The organism is Stakelama saccharophila (genome assembly GCF_032229225.1).
GTDB lineage: Bacteria > Pseudomonadota > Alphaproteobacteria > Sphingomonadales > Sphingomonadaceae > Sphingomonas > Sphingomonas saccharophila.
In genome coordinates this window covers 579,525-595,701 of record NZ_CP135076.1, presented here as the reverse complement: position 1 = coordinate 595,701, position 16,177 = coordinate 579,525, and the positions used below count along the sequence as shown (strand labels likewise).

The following is a 16,177-nucleotide window of genomic DNA, read 5'->3' as shown; positions in this document are numbered from 1 at the left end:
CGTCAGTCCTCGGTCGTGAGGAGCGTCAGTTCAACGTCGCCGCGGCCGCGCCGGAGCAGACCGATCTCCTCCGCCGCCGCACGCGAAAGGTCGATGACACGGTCGCGGGCATAGGGGCCGCGATCGTTGATCGTCACCACCACGCTTTCGCCATTGTCCGGATTGGTGACCCGCACGCGGCTGCCGAAGGGAAGCGTGCGATGCGCCGCCGTCAGCGTATCGGGATCGCAGATCGCGCCGCTCGCCGTCCGCTGCCCTGCGATTTCGGAACTGAAATAGCTCGCCTCACCGCCATTGATCGCCGTACCGGTGGCAACCGCGCCGCCGCCGGGTTCCGCATGCGCGGCGCCGGAAACGAGCAGCGCCGCCGCGGCAAAAAGGATCATCGCTCGCATGAACACCCCCTTTCGCGCCCGTGTGCGGCCGAATTTCTGCCGCGCCGGGACAGGGGAGTCATCCTTCGGCTCCGGAAATCGCGACATGCGGTTGTCACGAACCGACGAACCGACTTCTGCCGGCGCGGCCTTTCCCCGCGTCGGCAGGATTCCTACATTCCGATTCGTGACCTCGCACACGATCACCGCGCGCATCGCTGACGGCGTTTCATCCATCCCGGCGGCGGACTGGGACGCCTGCGCGCCGGCCGGCCATCCGTTCGTGTCCCATGCGTTTCTGTCCGCGCTCGAACAATCGGGTTCGGCCACGGCCGAGACGGGCTGGCAGCCGTTGCCGATCGTGGTCGAAGGTCCCGACGGCCGTCCTGCCGCGATCGCCCCGGCATTCGCCAAGGGCCACAGCCAGGGCGAATATGTCTTCGATCATGGCTGGGCCGATGCGTGGGAGCGTGCCGGCGGGCGATATTATCCCAAACTGCAGGTGGCGGTGCCCTTCACGCCCGTTCCCGGCCCGCGCCTGCTCTGTCGCGACGATGGCTACGCCGCCGCCCTGATCGCGGCGATCGAGGCGGTGACCGATCGGCATTCGCTTTCCTCCGCCCATGTGACTTTCGTCGCGCCCGAGCAGGTGGCGCAGTTCGAGGCTGCGGGCTGGTTGATCCGTCACGGCAGCCAGTTTCATTGGCGAAACGACGGTTATGCCGATTTCGACGCGTTTCTGGGTGCGCTCGCCAGCCGCAAGCGCAAGGCCATTCGCAAGGAGCGGCGCGCCGCCGCCGACGGGCTGATCATCCGGCACCTGACCGGGAGCGACATCACCGAGGCGCATTGGGATGCCTTCTGGGAATTCTATCAGGACACGGGCGCCCGCAAATGGGGCCAGCCCTATCTCACCCGCGGTTTCTTCGCGATGCTGAGCGAAGCGATGGGCGACCGGGTGCTGCTGATCCTGGCCGAGCGCGACGGCCGTCCGATCGCCGGCGCGCTGAACCTGATCGGCGACGATGCGCTTTACGGCCGCTATTGGGGTTGCGTGGAGGACGTGCCCTTCCTGCATTTCGAATTGTGCTATTATCAGGCGATCGACGCCGCGATCGCGCGCGGGTTGTCCCGCGTGGAAGCGGGCGCGCAGGGCGAACACAAGCTGGCGCGCGGCTATGCCCCCGTCACCACCTATTCGGCGCATTACATTCCCGATCCGGGGTTTCGGCGCGCGGTCGCCGACTATGTCGAACGGGAAAAGCTGGCCGTGGCGCAGGACCAGGAATTCCTGGGCGGCATGGGGCCGTTCAGGAAGGGCGGCTGATGCCTGCCGCGCGGTGGTCGATGCGGAACAGTGCGCTGTCGCCGTCACGCCAGACCGGCGTCAGGTCGCGCACCAGCGCCGCGTCATAAGGCGGCGGATCGACCAGCCAGACATAATCGAAGGCGGCGCGCGGGAAATATGCGAGCGCGACATCGACCGGCCGCCAGAATTCGCCCCGGCACTTGCGCTGCGTCACCATTTGCGACGGATCGTGATTGAAGCCGCGTCCTGCCGGATAATCGACGGTCAGAAGCTGCCCGCCCGCCATCGACCATTGGTCGTTGCTGAATGCCAGCCGGCGCTCCAGCGCGATGCCCGGAATGTGTTCCAGCCGCGACATCGTCCAGCGATAGCGGCATGTCGTTCCGACGAAGGTCAGCAGCCGCGCGCCCACGGGCACATGCTCGAGCGCGGCCAATTGCCGATCGTAGCTGCGATCGTAAAGATAAAAGCTCGCCGTCGTCGCCCCCATCCGGACAAGGAAGAAGGCCAGGCCCAGCGCCGCCACCACCGTCGCGCGCCGGATCGGCAGGCCGGGCTTGGGGCGAAGCGCGATGAGGGCGATCCCGAACAGAAAGGGAACCAGCCGCATATCGGCATAGGCCGACCCGAAGACGATACGCGGCAGCAGGAGATAGACGGCGAGAAGAAACAGGGCCGACAGCGTCAGGTTGCGCGAATACTGGATATTGGGGTCGCGCACCCCCTTGAACAGCACGAGATAGAAAACCGCGAGGCAAGCGAGGTCGAACAACTGCCACCGATCGCGCAGGACCATCGTCACCCACAGCATCTTCGCCCGCCAGTTGAACCAGTCGGCGGTCTGGCCCGACACATGCCCGCCCGAGCGCCACAACACCATGAGAAACGCCGGCGGCGCCAGCACCAGGCAATGCAGGCCGGCGAACAGCCAGCCGGTCGTCCATCCCTTCCATCCGCCGCCGCGCATGTCCGCCTGGCGCACCAGTTCGGCGGAAAAGGCGAGCACGCCCAGCGTTCCCCAGCCATAGGCATGGGTCAGCCAGATCAGCGCCGAAATCGGCACGAACACGATCGCGCGCAGGCGGATGTGCCCCAGCCGCGCCAGGCGCAGCCACAAGGCGAAGGCATTGAGCGCCAGTGCCATCGACAGCGCGAAATTGACGAAACCGAAATGAAACGGATAGCTGTAGACGATCGGAAGGGCGAACAGGGCTGTCGCCGGGATGCGCCCATGCACTTCGCGCGCGATCCACAACAGCCCCGCCGCAGTCAGCACGGGAATCGCCATCACGATCAGCTTCACGCCCGCTTCCAGGCCGAACAGCTTCGTGAAGGGAACGATCAGCAGATCGATGCCGAGATTGCCGATCACCTGCCAGTCGAAATCGTACCAGTCGCGCAGCCAGCGTGCACTGTCCCACGATTCCTGGACCCGGTATCGACCCATGTGACCCGGCAGATCGACCAGCGGCGGAATTCCGGGCCAGACGAGCGGAACCGCGGCCATGACGGCGATGAAGACAACGAACCAGCGCGTCTGCCACCAATGTAATCGATCGTCGCCGCTTCGCTCCATCGCGGCGCTGTACTGCACGACATGCGACGGGGACAAGCCGGTCCCGTCGGAGCAACTTCTCACTCGCTCGGCGGCGTGCGCATGTCGGCGGGCACCACCCGCCAGACCCGCAGCTTGCCGCCGCCCATCGGCACGGGCTCCAGCCAGCCGATCCGCTCCCCCCGGTTCAGCCGCGCCCAGAGCCCGTCCGGGGCGACCTCTCTGTAAAGCTCGCCCTCAAACTCACCGGGACATCCGGCCACGAAGGCCGCGCGGCTTCGCAGCACAATGTACCTCGCCCTGTCGGGAGGCAGCGTAAAGGCGGCAAGTACGCTATGCAGTGCCGCGTCGTTACGATGATAGCCGGCGCCCACGGCGCGCCGGTGGCTCTTAGCGAGCAAATCCGGTGCAATATCGAATTGAGAGAAGATGACGCCTTCGGGCAACGTCTTCAGCCTTCGCAGCGATGCGGCGTCCAGGCAGCGGTCGGTGGGCTGGATCGCGCCGTCGTCCGCCGCTTCGTCACGGAAAGGCATTGCCGCCAGGCCGCCAGCAAGAACGGGGCCGGGCGCAACGCAGGCAAGCGCGGCGACAGTGGCCACAATACGAGCGGGAACGCTCACCAGGGATCTGGCCAGGCTAAACAGCCTGACAACGAGATATATCGCCGCTGGTATGGCGAAGGCGTTGGCGGTGCCGGCAGCTCGCACGACGGCAACCGAGGCCGCAAATGCCACGAATAGCGACATGCCATACATCCCGCACAAAATGCGCGTCTGTGGCGATGACCGGGAAAACATGATTGCCGCACCCGCCATCGCCGCGATCGGCAGCGTCGCGAATTTCAGGATGTCCTGGATTCGCTGGTCCCAGAGCGGAAGCCCCTCCAGAATGTTCAGATACCACAAGCGATAGACGAGCGGATCGAGACTTGCGAAAGGGCCGTGCAGGCAATCCGGCTTGATCAGGGCTATCGAACATCCTGCGGCCAGCGCACCTCCTCCCAACAGCGACAGCCGCACCGCCACCGGCTTCAGCCTGAAGAAGGGAGCCCCAGTCAGCGTCGCCACGCCGATGGCGAGTGCCACGATCCATACCGGCGATACCGCATCGCATGCCTGTTCGAACATGGCGGGACCGCGCGTGACGGCGTGGAGAACGATCGTACCGGCGAGAAGCATCCACCCCGCGCCCAGCATCTGCGGCGCGCGCTCGGGCCGCAATACCCATGCCAGCGCCGCGATTCCCATCAACGCCGCCGCGATGGGCAAGCCTTCCAGCGATATCACGATCAGCATCGCCAGCGCCGCGCCCATCGCGATGCCGGATTTCCAGCCGGGCCGCGACAGCAAGGCCGTCAGCGCGACCACCGCGAAGAAGATCTGCCAGCCATGGTGATCGATCCGCATCGGCTGCAACTGCTGCACCACCGGCGAAGCGACCAATGCGAAGACCGGCGCGAACCGGGCTTCCTCCTCCGTCAGGAGCCGGCGGGACAACGCCGTGACGGCGACAAGCACCACCAGCAATGTCGTCAGCGGCACGATCACGAGCGCGGCCCGCGTCGCGAACGTCGGCCCGGCTACCGCGTCCAGCGGCGCGATGACCGCGGCGACCGGCAGATCCACCAGCCGCGACCAGTGCATGTCGAAATGGCCGCCCCAAAGGCGGTGCTGGCTGACATCCCACCAGCTCTGCCCGGCGAGCCAGTCGCGCACCTCCAGCAGCCGCATCGCGTCGTCCCGGTCGATGAATTCGAGCCGGACGATCTGCGGCCAGCGCAGCGCCATCAACAATGCCGAACCAATCGCCCACGCGCCGAGGATCCAGCGCCACAGCCGGTCGGAACGGAGCCCGCGCACGGACGTCAGGCGACCTTCAGACGCCGCGGCACGAGCCGCTCGGACGCCAGCGCCGCGCGCTCGCCCTGGGTTCCCGCCTCGTGATATTCGGCATCCTCGTTGACGTTCCAGATGTCGTAGACGCGCGCGCCGGCGACGATGTTGCGCACCGTCAACATCGCCGTCATCATGGCATGATCCTGATTGTTGTATCGGTGCATGCCGTTGCGTCCGACGAGGTGCAGCGTGGGATAACGCGCCTCCAGTTCCTCGCGCAGGGCTGCGACGTTCGCGCGGTAGGCGTCGTCATAGACGGGATAGGCCTTTTCCTGCCGAACCACCGCGCCGCCGACGATCTGCTCCGCATCGACCAGGCCCAGCATCGCCAGTTCCCGGCTCGCCAGTGCGATCAGGTCATCATCGCCGCTGGACCACAGCCCATCGCCCTCGAAGCAGAAATATTCGAGGCCGACGCACGCGATCTGCGCGTCCGGCACCATTTCCGGCGACCAACTGCGGAAATTCTGCACGCGGCCGACCTTCACGCGCGAATCGTGGATGTAGATCCAGTTGTCGGGAAACAGGTCGTCCGACCGGATCATCAGCGCCACCGTCAGGAAGTCGCGGTAGCGTAGGTCGAGCGCCGCCGGGATCGTGTCCGGCAAGGGCTGCACGCGGCCCGCAAGCTCACGCATCGGCGCCGAAGAGATGACGTGGCCGGCGTCGATCACATGCACCGATCCGTCCGCCCGGGTCGCCTGCACCCGCCAGCGGCCGGTCGCTTCGTGCAGCGAAAGCGCCTTGAGCGCGTGGCCCATCAGAACGTGGTTGCCGCCCGCGACCACCTTGTCGCGCGCGGCTTCCCACAACATGCCCGGCCCTTTGCGCGGATAGCGAAAGGATTCGAGCAGCGTCTTCGCCGCCATGCCGTTATTGGGAGTCCGGTTGAGACCGAGCGACCGCTTCACGCCGTCGAACACGGCCTTGCCCAGGCTCAGTCCCTTGATGCGCTGCGCCGCCCAGTCGGCCGACATGGTGTCGCACGCTATGCCCCATACCTTCTCGGTATAGGTCTTGAAGAAGATTGAATAGAGCCTATGCCCGAACTGGTTGACGACCCAGTCCTCGAAACTTCTCACCTCGCGCTTCGGGAACAGCTTCCAGCGGGCATAGCTCGCCATGCAGCACGCCGAGGTGACCAGGCCGAGGTTGCGCAGCGCCTCGAACGCGCGCAGCGGATAGCTGTAGAATTTTCCGCCATAATAGATGCGGCTCATGCGCGGGCGTTCGATGAAGTCGTCCGGCAGGATCTCGTTCCAGAGGTCGACGACCTCCTGCGACTTGGAAAAGAAGCGGTGGCCGCCGATGTCGAAGTGGAAGCCGTCATGCTCCACGGTGCGGCTGATGCCGCCGACATAGACCGGGTCCTTTTCGATCACGACGACCGAAAAACCCCGTTTCGTCAGTTCATAGGCAGCGGTCAGCCCGGCCGGTCCGGCGCCGATCACGGCCACATCGGCTGAAGTTGTCGATCCCATCGCATCCCCCGTCGCGCAAAGGCGCGACCGGGATGTGCCCGGCTGTCCCTAAATTCCGGTTAACGCCGCCGTAACGGATCAGCGACCGCGCCGCCCCAGCAGGCGCAGGCGGAGCGCGTTGAGCTTGATGAAGCCTGCCGCGTCGCGCTGGTCATAGGCGCCCTCGTCATCCTCGAACGTGACGACCTTTTCCGAATAGAGCGTGTTGGGCGACTTGCGGCCGATGATGTGGACACCGCCCTTGTAGAGCTTCAGCCGCACGGTGCCGGCGACCTTTTCCTGGCTGTGGTCGATCGCCGCCTGCAGCATTTCGCGCTCGGGCGCGTACCAGAAGCCGTTATAGACCAGCTCGGCATAGCGCGGCATCAGCTCGTCCTTCAGGTGCGCGGCACCCCTATCGAGCGTGATCTGTTCGATCGCGCGGTGCGCGGCATGATAGATGGTGCCGCCCGGCGTTTCGTACATGCCGCGCGATTTCATGCCGACGAAGCGGTTTTCGACCAGATCGAGCCGGCCGATGCCGTGCTTGCGGCCCAGATCGTTGAGCGCGGCGAGCAGCGTCGCAGGGCTCATCGCCTCGCCGTTCAGCGCGACGCCGTCGCCCTTTTCGAAATCCACGGTGACGATTTCGGGCTCGTCGGGCGCGTCTTCGGGATCGACCGTGCGCGAGAAGACATAATCGGGCACCTCTTCCCAGGGATCCTCCAGCACCTTGCCCTCGCTACTGGTGTGGAGGAGGTTCGCATCGGTCGAAAACGGGCTTTCGCCGCGCTTGTCCTTCGGCACCTGGATCTGATGCTTTTCGGCGAAGTCGATCAGCGCGGTACGGCTGTTCAAATCCCATTCGCGCCACGGCGCGATCACCTTGATGTCCGGGTTGAGGGCGTAGGCCGACAGCTCGAAACGGACCTGATCGTTGCCCTTGCCGGTGGCGCCGTGCGCGACGGCATCTGCCCCGACTTTTTCGGCGATCTCGATGAGGCGCTTGGAGATCAGCGGCCGCGCGATCGAGGTGCCGAGCAGGTACAGCCCTTCGTAAAGCGCATTGGCGCGCATCATCGGAAAGACGAAATCGCGCACGAATTCCTCGCGCAGGTCGTCGACGAAGATATGTTCGGGCTTCACGCCCGCCGCCTCGGCCTTCCTGCGTGCGGGCTCCAGCTCCTCGCCCTGACCCAGGTCGGCGGTGAAGGTCACGACCTCGCAGCCATATTCGGTCTGCAGCCATTTCAGGATCACGCTCGTGTCGAGGCCGCCCGAATAAGCGAGCACGACCTTCTTGATTTCCGGGCGATCGATTGTGTCGGCCATCACGTTCTCCAAAACTCCGTCCGCCTGAACTTGTCGAAGGCTGTCCTTCTTTCGGGAAGAAAGGCAGGGCTTCGACAGGCTCAGCCCGGACGGATGGTGAAATCCGGCGTCGCTCTATGCGCGGGAAGGCGTTTCCGCAATGCTTCGCGTCAGGCGGGGCAGATAGGCGCCGAGCGCCAGCGCACGCCAGACATAGCTCGCGAGAAGCGCGATCCACATTCCGGTCGCCGCCCAGGGCCGCAGCAACAGATCGGTGGCGACATACAATATCGTCGCCAGGATCGCGGCGTTGCGCAGCGCCCTGGTTCCGGTCGCACCGATGAAGATCCCGTCGAGCAGCCAGGCCGGCGCCCCGACGAGCGGCACCAACGCGGTCCAGATCAGGAGATCGCCCGCCATATTCCGCACCGCCGCATTGTCCGTCATCGCGGCGACCAGCCATGGTCCCGCAGCGGCAATGCCGAGGGCGAAACCGGTCCCGGCAAGCGCCGTAAACTCGCCCGTCAGGCGAAAGGCGCGCAGGAAATCACCCCGCGCCCCTTTGCCGATCGCCATGCCGATACGCGATTCGGCGGTGAAGGCGAAGCCGTCGAGGACGAAGGCGGACACGCTGACGAACTGCATCAGCACCTGATTCGCGGCGAGCGGCACGGTGCCCAGCCGCGCCCCGGCATTGGCAAACCAGGCGAAGGTCGTCAGCAGCGCCACGGTGCGGATCATGATGTCGGCATTGACCGCGAACAGTCGCTTCAGCGCCGCGCCGTCGAACATGGCGCGCCCGCGCGTCCGAATCGCGGCGAGTGCGCCGGGGCCGAGAACCGACAGGGCGATGGCGCCGCCGACGAACAGCGCCGACCATTCGGCTATGGCCGTGCCGAAGCCGACGCCGCGCGCACCCATACCGAACCGCCACACGAACACGATATCGGCGACGATGTTGATGCAGTTCATCACCACCTGAAGCACCAGCGCGGCGCGGGTCCGCCCCAATCCAAGGAACCAGCCGATCAGCGCATAGACGGCGAGCCCCGCCGGCGCGCCGAAGAAGCGTGCGGCGACATAGCCCTGCGCCGCCCGGTCGAGCGCCTCGCCGCCCGCCAGCAGCGCGAACGCCGCCGGGATGATCGCCACCTGCAGGGCGAAAAGCATCGCGCCGATCGCAAGTCCCAGCGCGAGGCCGCGCACCAGCATCGCGCGCACCTCATCCTCGTCGCCGGCGCCGCTGGCCTGGGCGGTCATGCCCGTCATGCCCATGCGCAGGAAACCGAAGGTCCAGAAGACGAAGTTGATGACCGTGCTGCCCAGCGCGACGCCGGCAAGCGCCACCGCATCGCCGGTGCGGCCGATGACGGCGGTGTCGGCAATGCCGACCAGCGGCACCGTCGCCTGACCGAGCATGATCGGCCAGGCCTGCGCGAAGATGGAGCGCCGGGTGAGAAGGAGCGCGGTCACCCGCCGCGCCGCAATGTCGATTCAACCATCCGCATCCGTGCTCCTGCGCGGGCAGGAGCCCAGGGCCTCACGCCGTGCCGCCCTTGGATTCCCGTTTTGGCGGGAATATGGGTGATGCGTTTTGGCGACGTAGCGAAATCGGTGTCCGGGTGCAGGTCAGCCCTCTACCGCGATGGAGGCATGCGCACCATCGTCGGGCGTCTGGTGCAGCTTGCGTTCCGCTTCCAGCATATAATCGCGCGTCAGCGGCAGCGCGTCGCGCGACCGGGCATACTGCACCTGGAAATTGACCAGGCCGCCATAGAAGAAGCTCGTCATCGCGCCGGCCAGATAATATTGCCACATGCGGTAGAAGCGCTCGTCATACATCTCGACGATGGCGTCCTTGGCGGCGACCGTGCGGTTATACCAGTGCGACAGGGTATAGCCGTAGTGTTTGCGCAGCACCTCGACATCGGTGACGAACATCCGGTTGTCTTCGTTCGCCGCGATCATTTCAGACAGGGCCGGGATATAGCCGCCGGGAAAGATGTATTTCGCGGTGAAATGGTCGGTCACGCCCGGCGGGCCGGAACGTCCGATGGTGTGGACCAGCATCACGCCCTGCGGAGTCAGCAGATTGCGGCACTTGCGGAAGAAGGTCTTGTATTGCGGCGGGCCGACATGTTCGAACATGCCGACCGACACGATACGGTCGAACTGTCCTTCCAGTTCGCGATAGTCGACGAGTTCGAAGCGCACATGCGCATCGACGCCGGCCTGTTCGGCGCGGCGCCGCGCGACCTTCACCTGTTCTTCGGACAGCGTGATGCCGCACACGTCGACACCGAACTTTTCGTGCAGGTATAGCGCCAGCCCGCCCCAGCCGCAGCCGATGTCGAGCACCTTCATGCCCGGCTCCAGCGCCAGCTTGGCCGCGATATGCGCCTTCTTGTCGTCCTGCGCCTGTTCCAGCGTCTCGTTTTCGGGGTCGCGCCAATAGGCGCAGCTATATTGCCGGTCGGCGTCCAGGAAGAGGTCGTAGAGCCGGTCCGACAGGTCGTAATGTTCGGCGATGTTCTTCTTCGCCTGGCGCGCCATGTTGTAGCGGTCGAGCCGGTGGACGACATTGTTGAACGCCCGGCGCGGCAGGCTGGGATCGAGCCGCTTGTCGTTCCGCTCCCACGGATTGTTGGCCATGAACAGCACGAGCACGTCGCGCAGATCGCCCTGCTCCACGGTCAGGCGCCCGGCCATGTACGCCTCGGCCGCGCCCAGGCTCGGATCGCTCAGTATCTCGGTGAAGACGCGGCGATCATGGATCCGCAGCGTCACCGGCGCGAATTCCGGGTCCGGGCGGCCAAAGCTTCGGGTGCGGCCGCCGGGATATATGACGGTAAGTTCGCCGCGCGTGACGGCATGTTCAAAAAATCGGTCGATCAGAGCCATAATGATTCGTTACCGAAGAAAAGGTGGATTCGCCAAGCCCCAAGTTGCAATCAGATGCCGGCATACCAGTCGTAATCGGCGACATCTTCCCAATAACCGCCCTGACCGCGCCCGATCGGCGTGAGCGAGTGCACGGCCTCGATACGGTGAACAAATTTGGCGTGCTTGTATCCGAGCTGGCGCTCGACGCGAAGCCGGACGGGCGCACCGTGCGGCACCGTCAGGGGTTCGTCGTTCATCGCCCAGGCGAGGATCGTCTGCGGATGGAAGGCATCGACCAGGTCGATCGATTCGTAATACGGCGTCCCGCGCAAGCGGTCGGCGCAATGGAAGACGATATAGTTCGCCCGATCGCGCAGGCCCGCGGCCTTCAGGATCATGGCAAGTTGCGGCCCGGTCCATTTGCCGATCGCGCTCCACCCCTCGACACAGTCGTGCCGTGTGATCTGGCTGCGCGCCGGCATTGCACGGAACTGCGCCACCGGAATGTCGAGCGGCGTCGCGACCAGCCCGTCCACCCGTATCCGCCAGTCGGCAAAGTCGTTGGCCGCATGGGCGTTGTAAGAGGGCGTGTCCGGGTTGCGCGTGCCGTTGGCGCGAAAGACGGGCGAGCGGTCTTCCGGCGCGAATTCACGCGCGAGTGCGGTGCGATCGGTTACCAGGCGCTGCAAACGCCTGTTCCAGTCGTCGCCCTTGAAGATCAGCTTGCGCACCGGCCCTTCACGGCCGAGCGAGTCGCAACCGGCCAGCAGCCCGTTCGCGCCGGCCGCAAGTCCGATCAGCGCCGAGCGCCGGGTGATCAACCGGCTCATGCCCGTTCCTCCTCGATCGTCCAGCGGCCGGTGATCATCGATCGCACCTCATTCCACACGCCGGCCAGGATGACGAGGGCGAGATGGACGACGACGAAGACCGTGAGCAACGCAGCGCAGACGAAGTGAATCGACCTCGCCGACTGCCGTCCGCCGAACAGGTCGAGCAGCCACGGCCAGGCGGCATCGATTCCCGGCGACATGGTGAGCCCCGTTCCGATCAACAGCGGCAGCAGCACGAAGATCACCGCGACGTAGCTCAGCTTTTGCAGTATATTGTAGCGCCCCGGCCGTTCCGGATCGGAAAAGCGGAAGGCCAGGTGGGCCTTCACGTCCGCCCAGAGGCGGCGCGGCGCGACCTCGCGCCTTCGCACCCGCAAGTCGCGTGCGAAATGGCGGTTGACGAGGCTCACGACCATGAAGGCCAGCAGGGCGAAGCCCAGCACCAGCGCGAAGGTGAGGTGCCAGCGGCGGGCGAGCGCGAGGTTATAGGTCGACGGGATGGTCAGCCAGCCGGGCCAGTGCGGCAGGTCGATCCATGGCTGATCGTAATTCGCGCCATATTCGCCCCAATATAGATGCGGATGCGCGTTCAGGATCATCAGGCCGCTGCCGATCATGATGACGACGGTGGCGGCGTTGACCCAGTGCCAGATGCGCGTGGCGAGCGCATGACGGCGGATCGTCCGCCGCGTCCCGCCCGGTTTCGCATCATGCGTCATCGATCCTGTCTCCCGCGTCGTTCCACCATAGCCTTGCACAGCCCGGCACGCGACAGTGTCTTGATACCTGCCGCGATCCGGGCGAGATGGACGCTATGCCGGATTTTCATTTCTACGAACCCGCAACGGGCCACGGCCTTGCCCACAACCCGCTGAACGCGATCGTGGCGCCGCGCCCGATCGGCTGGGTCTCGACACTCAGCGCACAGGGAAAGCGCAACCTCGCGCCCTACAGCTTCTTCAACCTGATCAACTATACGCCGCCGCTGATCGCCTTTTCCTCGATCGGATGGAAAGACAGCGTTGCCAATATCGGCGCGACCGGCGAATTCGTCTGGAATCTCGCGACCCGCGCGCAGGCGGAACAGGTGAACGCGACCGCCACCGCACAGCGCGAGGTCGACGAATTCGAAACGGCGAAGCTCGACACCCTGCCCGCCACCATCGTGAAGCCGCAGCGCGTCGCCGGCAGTCCGGTCCAGTTCGAATGCAAGCTGACCCAGCTCATCCAGCTTACCGACAAGGACGGCGGCGCGATCGACAGTTGGCTCGTCATCGGCGAAGCGGTCGGCATCCATATCGACACTGCGATGATCGAGGACGGCGTCTATCAGACCGCGAAGGCGCGACCGATCCTGCGCGGCGGCGGGCCGTCCGACTATTTCGAGCCGGGCGAGTTGTTCCACATGATCCGTCCGGACTGAGCGAGCGATATGCCCGCCGCCCCCCGCGCCGCCGTACAGCGCCTGATCGCCGGCCTGGCGATGCTGGTCGCGCTCCTTGCATGGTCGCCGCTCGCCGCCGCGCAAGGCTGCGCCATGGGCGAGCCCGGACAGACCGCGACCGTGCCGATCGGCGATACCGGTCGGCCGATGCTGCTCCATCTGCCGAGCGGGTTTGACGGCGAGGGCGCGGCCCCGCTCGTCTTCCTGCTGCATGGCAGCGGCGGCACGGGCGCCGCGATGCTGCGCGATTCGAAACTGGCCGCGACCGCGGATGCGCACGGCTTCGTCCTCGCGGCCCCCGATGCCGGCATAGCGGCGGGGAACGGCTTCGTCTGGAACATTCCCGGCGTGCCCACCGTCACCGGCGCCGTTCCGGGACCCGGCGATCCCGACGACGTCGCCTATATCCGCACTGCGATCCGCTATCTGGCGGACCGGGGCTGTATCGATCCGGCGCGCGTCTATGTCACCGGCCTGTCGGGCGGCGGGCGCATGACATCCTGGCTCGGCTGCGTCGCCGACGACCGGATCGCGGCGATTGCGCCGGTGGTGGGCCTGCGCGCCGGCAATCCGAACGCAACCGATACATCCCGGCCCGACCCGGCGACCTGCCGCCCCGACGAACCGATGCCGGTCATGGCCTTTGCCGGCGACGAGGACGAGACCAATCCGATCGCGGGAGGGGGCGCCGGCTATTGGCAATATTCGATGCACGCCGCCGAACAGCGCTGGGCGCAACTGAACCATTGCGCCGCCGCGCCGTCGACGCGGTGGGTGCGCGCCGGCGTCTATGAGGAGCGCTATACCGATTGCCGGGGCGATGCCGACGTGATCGGGCGCATTTCGGTCGGCAAAGGCCATAGCTGGGTCGCCGACAACGAGGCGATGTGGGCGTTCTTTTCGGCCTATCGGCGGGATGGTTCGGACGGTTCGTAATCGTTTCTGCGTCCGCGGTCGCCGTCCGCCCTGATCCTGTCGGACTGTTTTTCCTGAAAAAGGAAAGTGCGACAAGCTCAGCACCGGTGGATCGGTGAGGGTAGACCGGTTCGCTCAGCCATAAGCGCGCCAGAAGAACATCGCCGTCACCGCCGCCGTCCAGGCGATCGTCCAGAGGCGGATGGGCGTCGGCGGCACGCGCTTGCCAAGCAACGCGGCGATCCACCCGCCCGCCAGCGCGCCGGCCAGCATCGGCAGGCACGCCCACCAGCGGATCATGTCGAATCCGATGAAGACGAAAGCCGCGGCGGTGTTGGCGACCGCGAGCATCAGCGTGCGCGCCGCGAACATCTCGCGCGGGGTCGCGCCCGCCAGCAGGCCATAAACCGCGGTCATCATCATGCCGATGCCGCCGCCGAAATAGCCGCCATAGATGCCGAGCAGCGCTTGCGCCGCGAACAGTGTGCGCCGTCCGATCGTGACATGATCGTGCAGCCATATCGCCGCCCGCTTGCCGAACAGCAGGATCAGGAAGGCGACAAGCAGCAGCCAGGGAATGATGATGTCGAACGTCTCGGTGGGTGTGACGACGAGCAATAGGCTGCCGACGAGTGCGCAGGCAAAGGTGATCGCGACGAGCGGCCAGGGTTGCGCGCTCCCGATCGGCCCCAGCTCGTCGCGAAAGGTCAGCGCACTTGCGCCCGCGCCCGGCAGCAGTGCGAAGTTGGACGTGGCATTGGCCTGGGTCGCGGGCAGGCCCAGCGCGATCAGCGTCGGCATCGTCGCGAAACTGCCGCCCCCCGCCAGCGCATTCATCGCGCCGCCGAGGAAACCGCCGCCGGCGGCGAGGATGATCGAAAACATGTCCATCCCAGCGCCCTTAGGCGAGGGCCGCAGAAAAGGCGACCGCCGCTGAATGGCGCCCTACGCCCCAAAGCTCGACGTTCACTTCGAGCGCTGAGACGCCTATAAGCGGACGATCCTTCACTGCGGAGCACTGCGGGCTTATGTCCCTGATCGATCGGTTTCAACTTACGGTGCCTTTGATCCAGGCACCCATGGCCGGCGTCTCAACTCCGCTGCTGGCAGCTTCGGTGTCCGAAGCTGGAGGATTGGGCTCGATTGGGATAGGCGCAACGGACGCGGCCGGTGCTCGAACGATGATCGAAGAGGTGCGTGGCCGCACGAACCGGGCCTTCAACGTCAATCTGTTCGTGCATAACAGCCCAAGGGCCGCCCCAGAGCGAGAAGCAGCCTGGCTCGAGTGGCTCGCTCCACTGTTCGCCGACTTCGGTGCGGAGCCCCCGGCGACGCTCCGCACCATCTACAAAAGCTTTGCCGACGATCCCGACATGCTAGCGATGCTGCTGGAATTGGCGCCGCCTGTCATCAGCTTCCACTTCGGACTGCCCCCTGCTGATGTGCTATCGGCGCTGCGCGCACGCGGTATCTACCTGATGGCTACCGCCACGAATCTTGAAGAAGCAGGGGCGATCAAGGCAGCGGGTATTGATGCGATTGTGGCGCAAGGGATCGAGGCTGGCGGTCACCGTGGCGTGTTCGACCCCACCGCACGGGACGATGCACTCGGCATCTTCGCACTTACCCAGTTGCTGGTGCGAAAGTCAGGACTGCCGATCATCGCAGCCGGCGGAATCATGGATGGCGCCGGCATCGCTGCCGCGCTCGATCTCGGCGCGGTCGCGGCACAGCTCGGCACCGCGTTCGTGGCGTGCCCGGAATCTGCCGCGGACGATGCCTATCGCGCAGCCCTGAACGGACCGGGCGCGTATCACACGACGCTCACATCGCTCATCTCTGGTCGACCCGCGCGAGCGCTGGCCAACCGCTTCACGGCACTTGGCGATCAACTTGCCGGACGCATGCCACCCGACTATCCCATCGCTTATGATGCGGGAAACGCGCTTCATGCGGCGGCCAAGGCGCGGGGCGAGCATGGCTTCGGTGCGCAATGGGCTGGACAGGGTGCGCCGCTAACCCGCCCCATACCGGCCGCTCAACTGGTCGAGACACTGCGACGCGAACTCGAACGCTGCCAAGCCTGACAGCGTCCGCTCTTCGCGGGAACACAGTCTTGGAGCGGCGAGGTTCCGAACCTTCCGAAAGTTCAGGCCGTTGATCGGAAGAGCCTCGATGCGGGTCCCAGCATTTTC

Annotated in this window: 14 protein-coding genes; 4 read left to right on the top strand and 10 right to left on the bottom strand. The window is 65.6% G+C overall.

The window, feature by feature from the left end; genetic code table 11:
* Positions 1-2 precede the first annotated feature (2 nt).
* Complete coding sequence (locus tag RPR59_RS02680; RefSeq protein ID WP_313916407.1) at positions 3-395, bottom strand: septal ring lytic transglycosylase RlpA family protein; 393 nt, start codon at positions 393-395, stop codon at positions 3-5.
* A gap of 166 nt (positions 396-561) precedes the next feature.
* Here RPR59_RS02680 and RPR59_RS02675 point away from each other — a divergent pair, with 166 nt between their 5' ends.
* Complete coding sequence (locus RPR59_RS02675; protein WP_313916405.1) at positions 562-1,701, top strand: GNAT family N-acetyltransferase; 1,140 nt, start codon at positions 562-564, stop codon at positions 1,699-1,701.
* On the opposite strand, the gene RPR59_RS02670 is transcribed toward RPR59_RS02675, so the two are convergent.
* The 8 genes from RPR59_RS02670 to RPR59_RS02635 all read right to left on the bottom strand — a co-directional run bounded on the left by RPR59_RS02670 (position 1,685) and on the right by RPR59_RS02635 (position 12,342).
* The gene (locus RPR59_RS02670; protein WP_313918294.1) at positions 1,685-3,259 is read right to left on the bottom strand and encodes a hypothetical protein; all 1,575 of its coding nucleotides are present in this window, start codon (positions 3,257-3,259) and stop codon (positions 1,685-1,687) included. The genes RPR59_RS02675 and RPR59_RS02670 overlap by 17 nt on opposite strands.
* A 59-nt stretch (positions 3,260-3,318) precedes the next feature.
* Positions 3,319-5,100, bottom strand: a complete 1,782-nt coding sequence (locus RPR59_RS02665) for a hypothetical protein (RefSeq protein ID WP_313916403.1) — start codon at positions 5,098-5,100, stop codon at positions 3,319-3,321.
* A gap of 5 nt (positions 5,101-5,105) precedes the next feature.
* Entirely contained in the window at positions 5,106-6,617 is a 1,512-nt protein-coding gene (locus RPR59_RS02660; RefSeq protein WP_313916401.1) for an NAD(P)/FAD-dependent oxidoreductase, read from the bottom strand.
* Between the two features lie 78 nt (positions 6,618-6,695).
* Positions 6,696-7,928: an argininosuccinate synthase gene (locus RPR59_RS02655; RefSeq protein ID WP_313916399.1), complete on the bottom strand. Its 1,233-nt coding sequence runs from the start codon at positions 7,926-7,928 to the stop codon at positions 6,696-6,698.
* 114 nt (positions 7,929-8,042) lie between these two features.
* On the bottom strand, positions 8,043-9,380 hold the full coding sequence (locus tag RPR59_RS02650; RefSeq protein ID WP_313916397.1) for an MATE family efflux transporter: 1,338 nt from the start codon (positions 9,378-9,380) through the stop codon (positions 8,043-8,045).
* Between the two features lie 156 nt (positions 9,381-9,536).
* Positions 9,537-10,808, bottom strand: a complete 1,272-nt coding sequence (locus RPR59_RS02645) for a class I SAM-dependent methyltransferase (RefSeq protein WP_313916395.1) — start codon at positions 10,806-10,808, stop codon at positions 9,537-9,539.
* A 50-nt stretch (positions 10,809-10,858) separates the two neighbouring features.
* The gene (locus tag RPR59_RS02640; protein ID WP_313916393.1) at positions 10,859-11,620 is read right to left on the bottom strand and encodes a molybdopterin-dependent oxidoreductase; all 762 of its coding nucleotides are present in this window, start codon (positions 11,618-11,620) and stop codon (positions 10,859-10,861) included.
* Positions 11,617-12,342 (bottom strand): cytochrome b/b6 domain-containing protein, encoded by a 726-nt coding sequence (locus RPR59_RS02635; RefSeq protein WP_313916391.1) that lies wholly within the window; start codon positions 12,340-12,342, stop codon positions 11,617-11,619. The genes RPR59_RS02640 and RPR59_RS02635 overlap by 4 nt, the downstream gene beginning before the upstream one ends.
* A gap of 95 nt (positions 12,343-12,437) precedes the next feature.
* On the opposite strand from RPR59_RS02635, the gene RPR59_RS02630 reads away from it, so the two are divergent.
* On the top strand, positions 12,438-13,046 hold the full coding sequence (locus RPR59_RS02630) for a flavin reductase family protein (RefSeq protein WP_313916388.1): 609 nt from the start codon (positions 12,438-12,440) through the stop codon (positions 13,044-13,046).
* A gap of 9 nt (positions 13,047-13,055) precedes the next feature.
* Positions 13,056-14,003, top strand: coding sequence for a CE1 family esterase (locus RPR59_RS02625; RefSeq protein WP_313916386.1), 948 nt, complete (start codon positions 13,056-13,058; stop codon positions 14,001-14,003).
* Between the two features lie 114 nt (positions 14,004-14,117).
* Here the strand turns inward: RPR59_RS02625 and RPR59_RS02620 are convergent, their stop codons facing one another.
* Positions 14,118-14,867 carry a sulfite exporter TauE/SafE family protein gene (locus tag RPR59_RS02620; RefSeq protein WP_313916384.1) on the bottom strand — a complete coding sequence of 250 codons (750 nt, stop codon included), beginning with the start codon at positions 14,865-14,867 and terminating at the stop codon, positions 14,118-14,120.
* 143 nt (positions 14,868-15,010) lie between these two features.
* Here RPR59_RS02620 and RPR59_RS02615 point away from each other — a divergent pair, with 143 nt between their 5' ends.
* Entirely contained in the window at positions 15,011-16,069 is a 1,059-nt protein-coding gene (locus tag RPR59_RS02615; RefSeq protein WP_313916381.1) for an NAD(P)H-dependent flavin oxidoreductase, read from the top strand.
* Positions 16,070-16,177 lie beyond the last annotated feature (108 nt).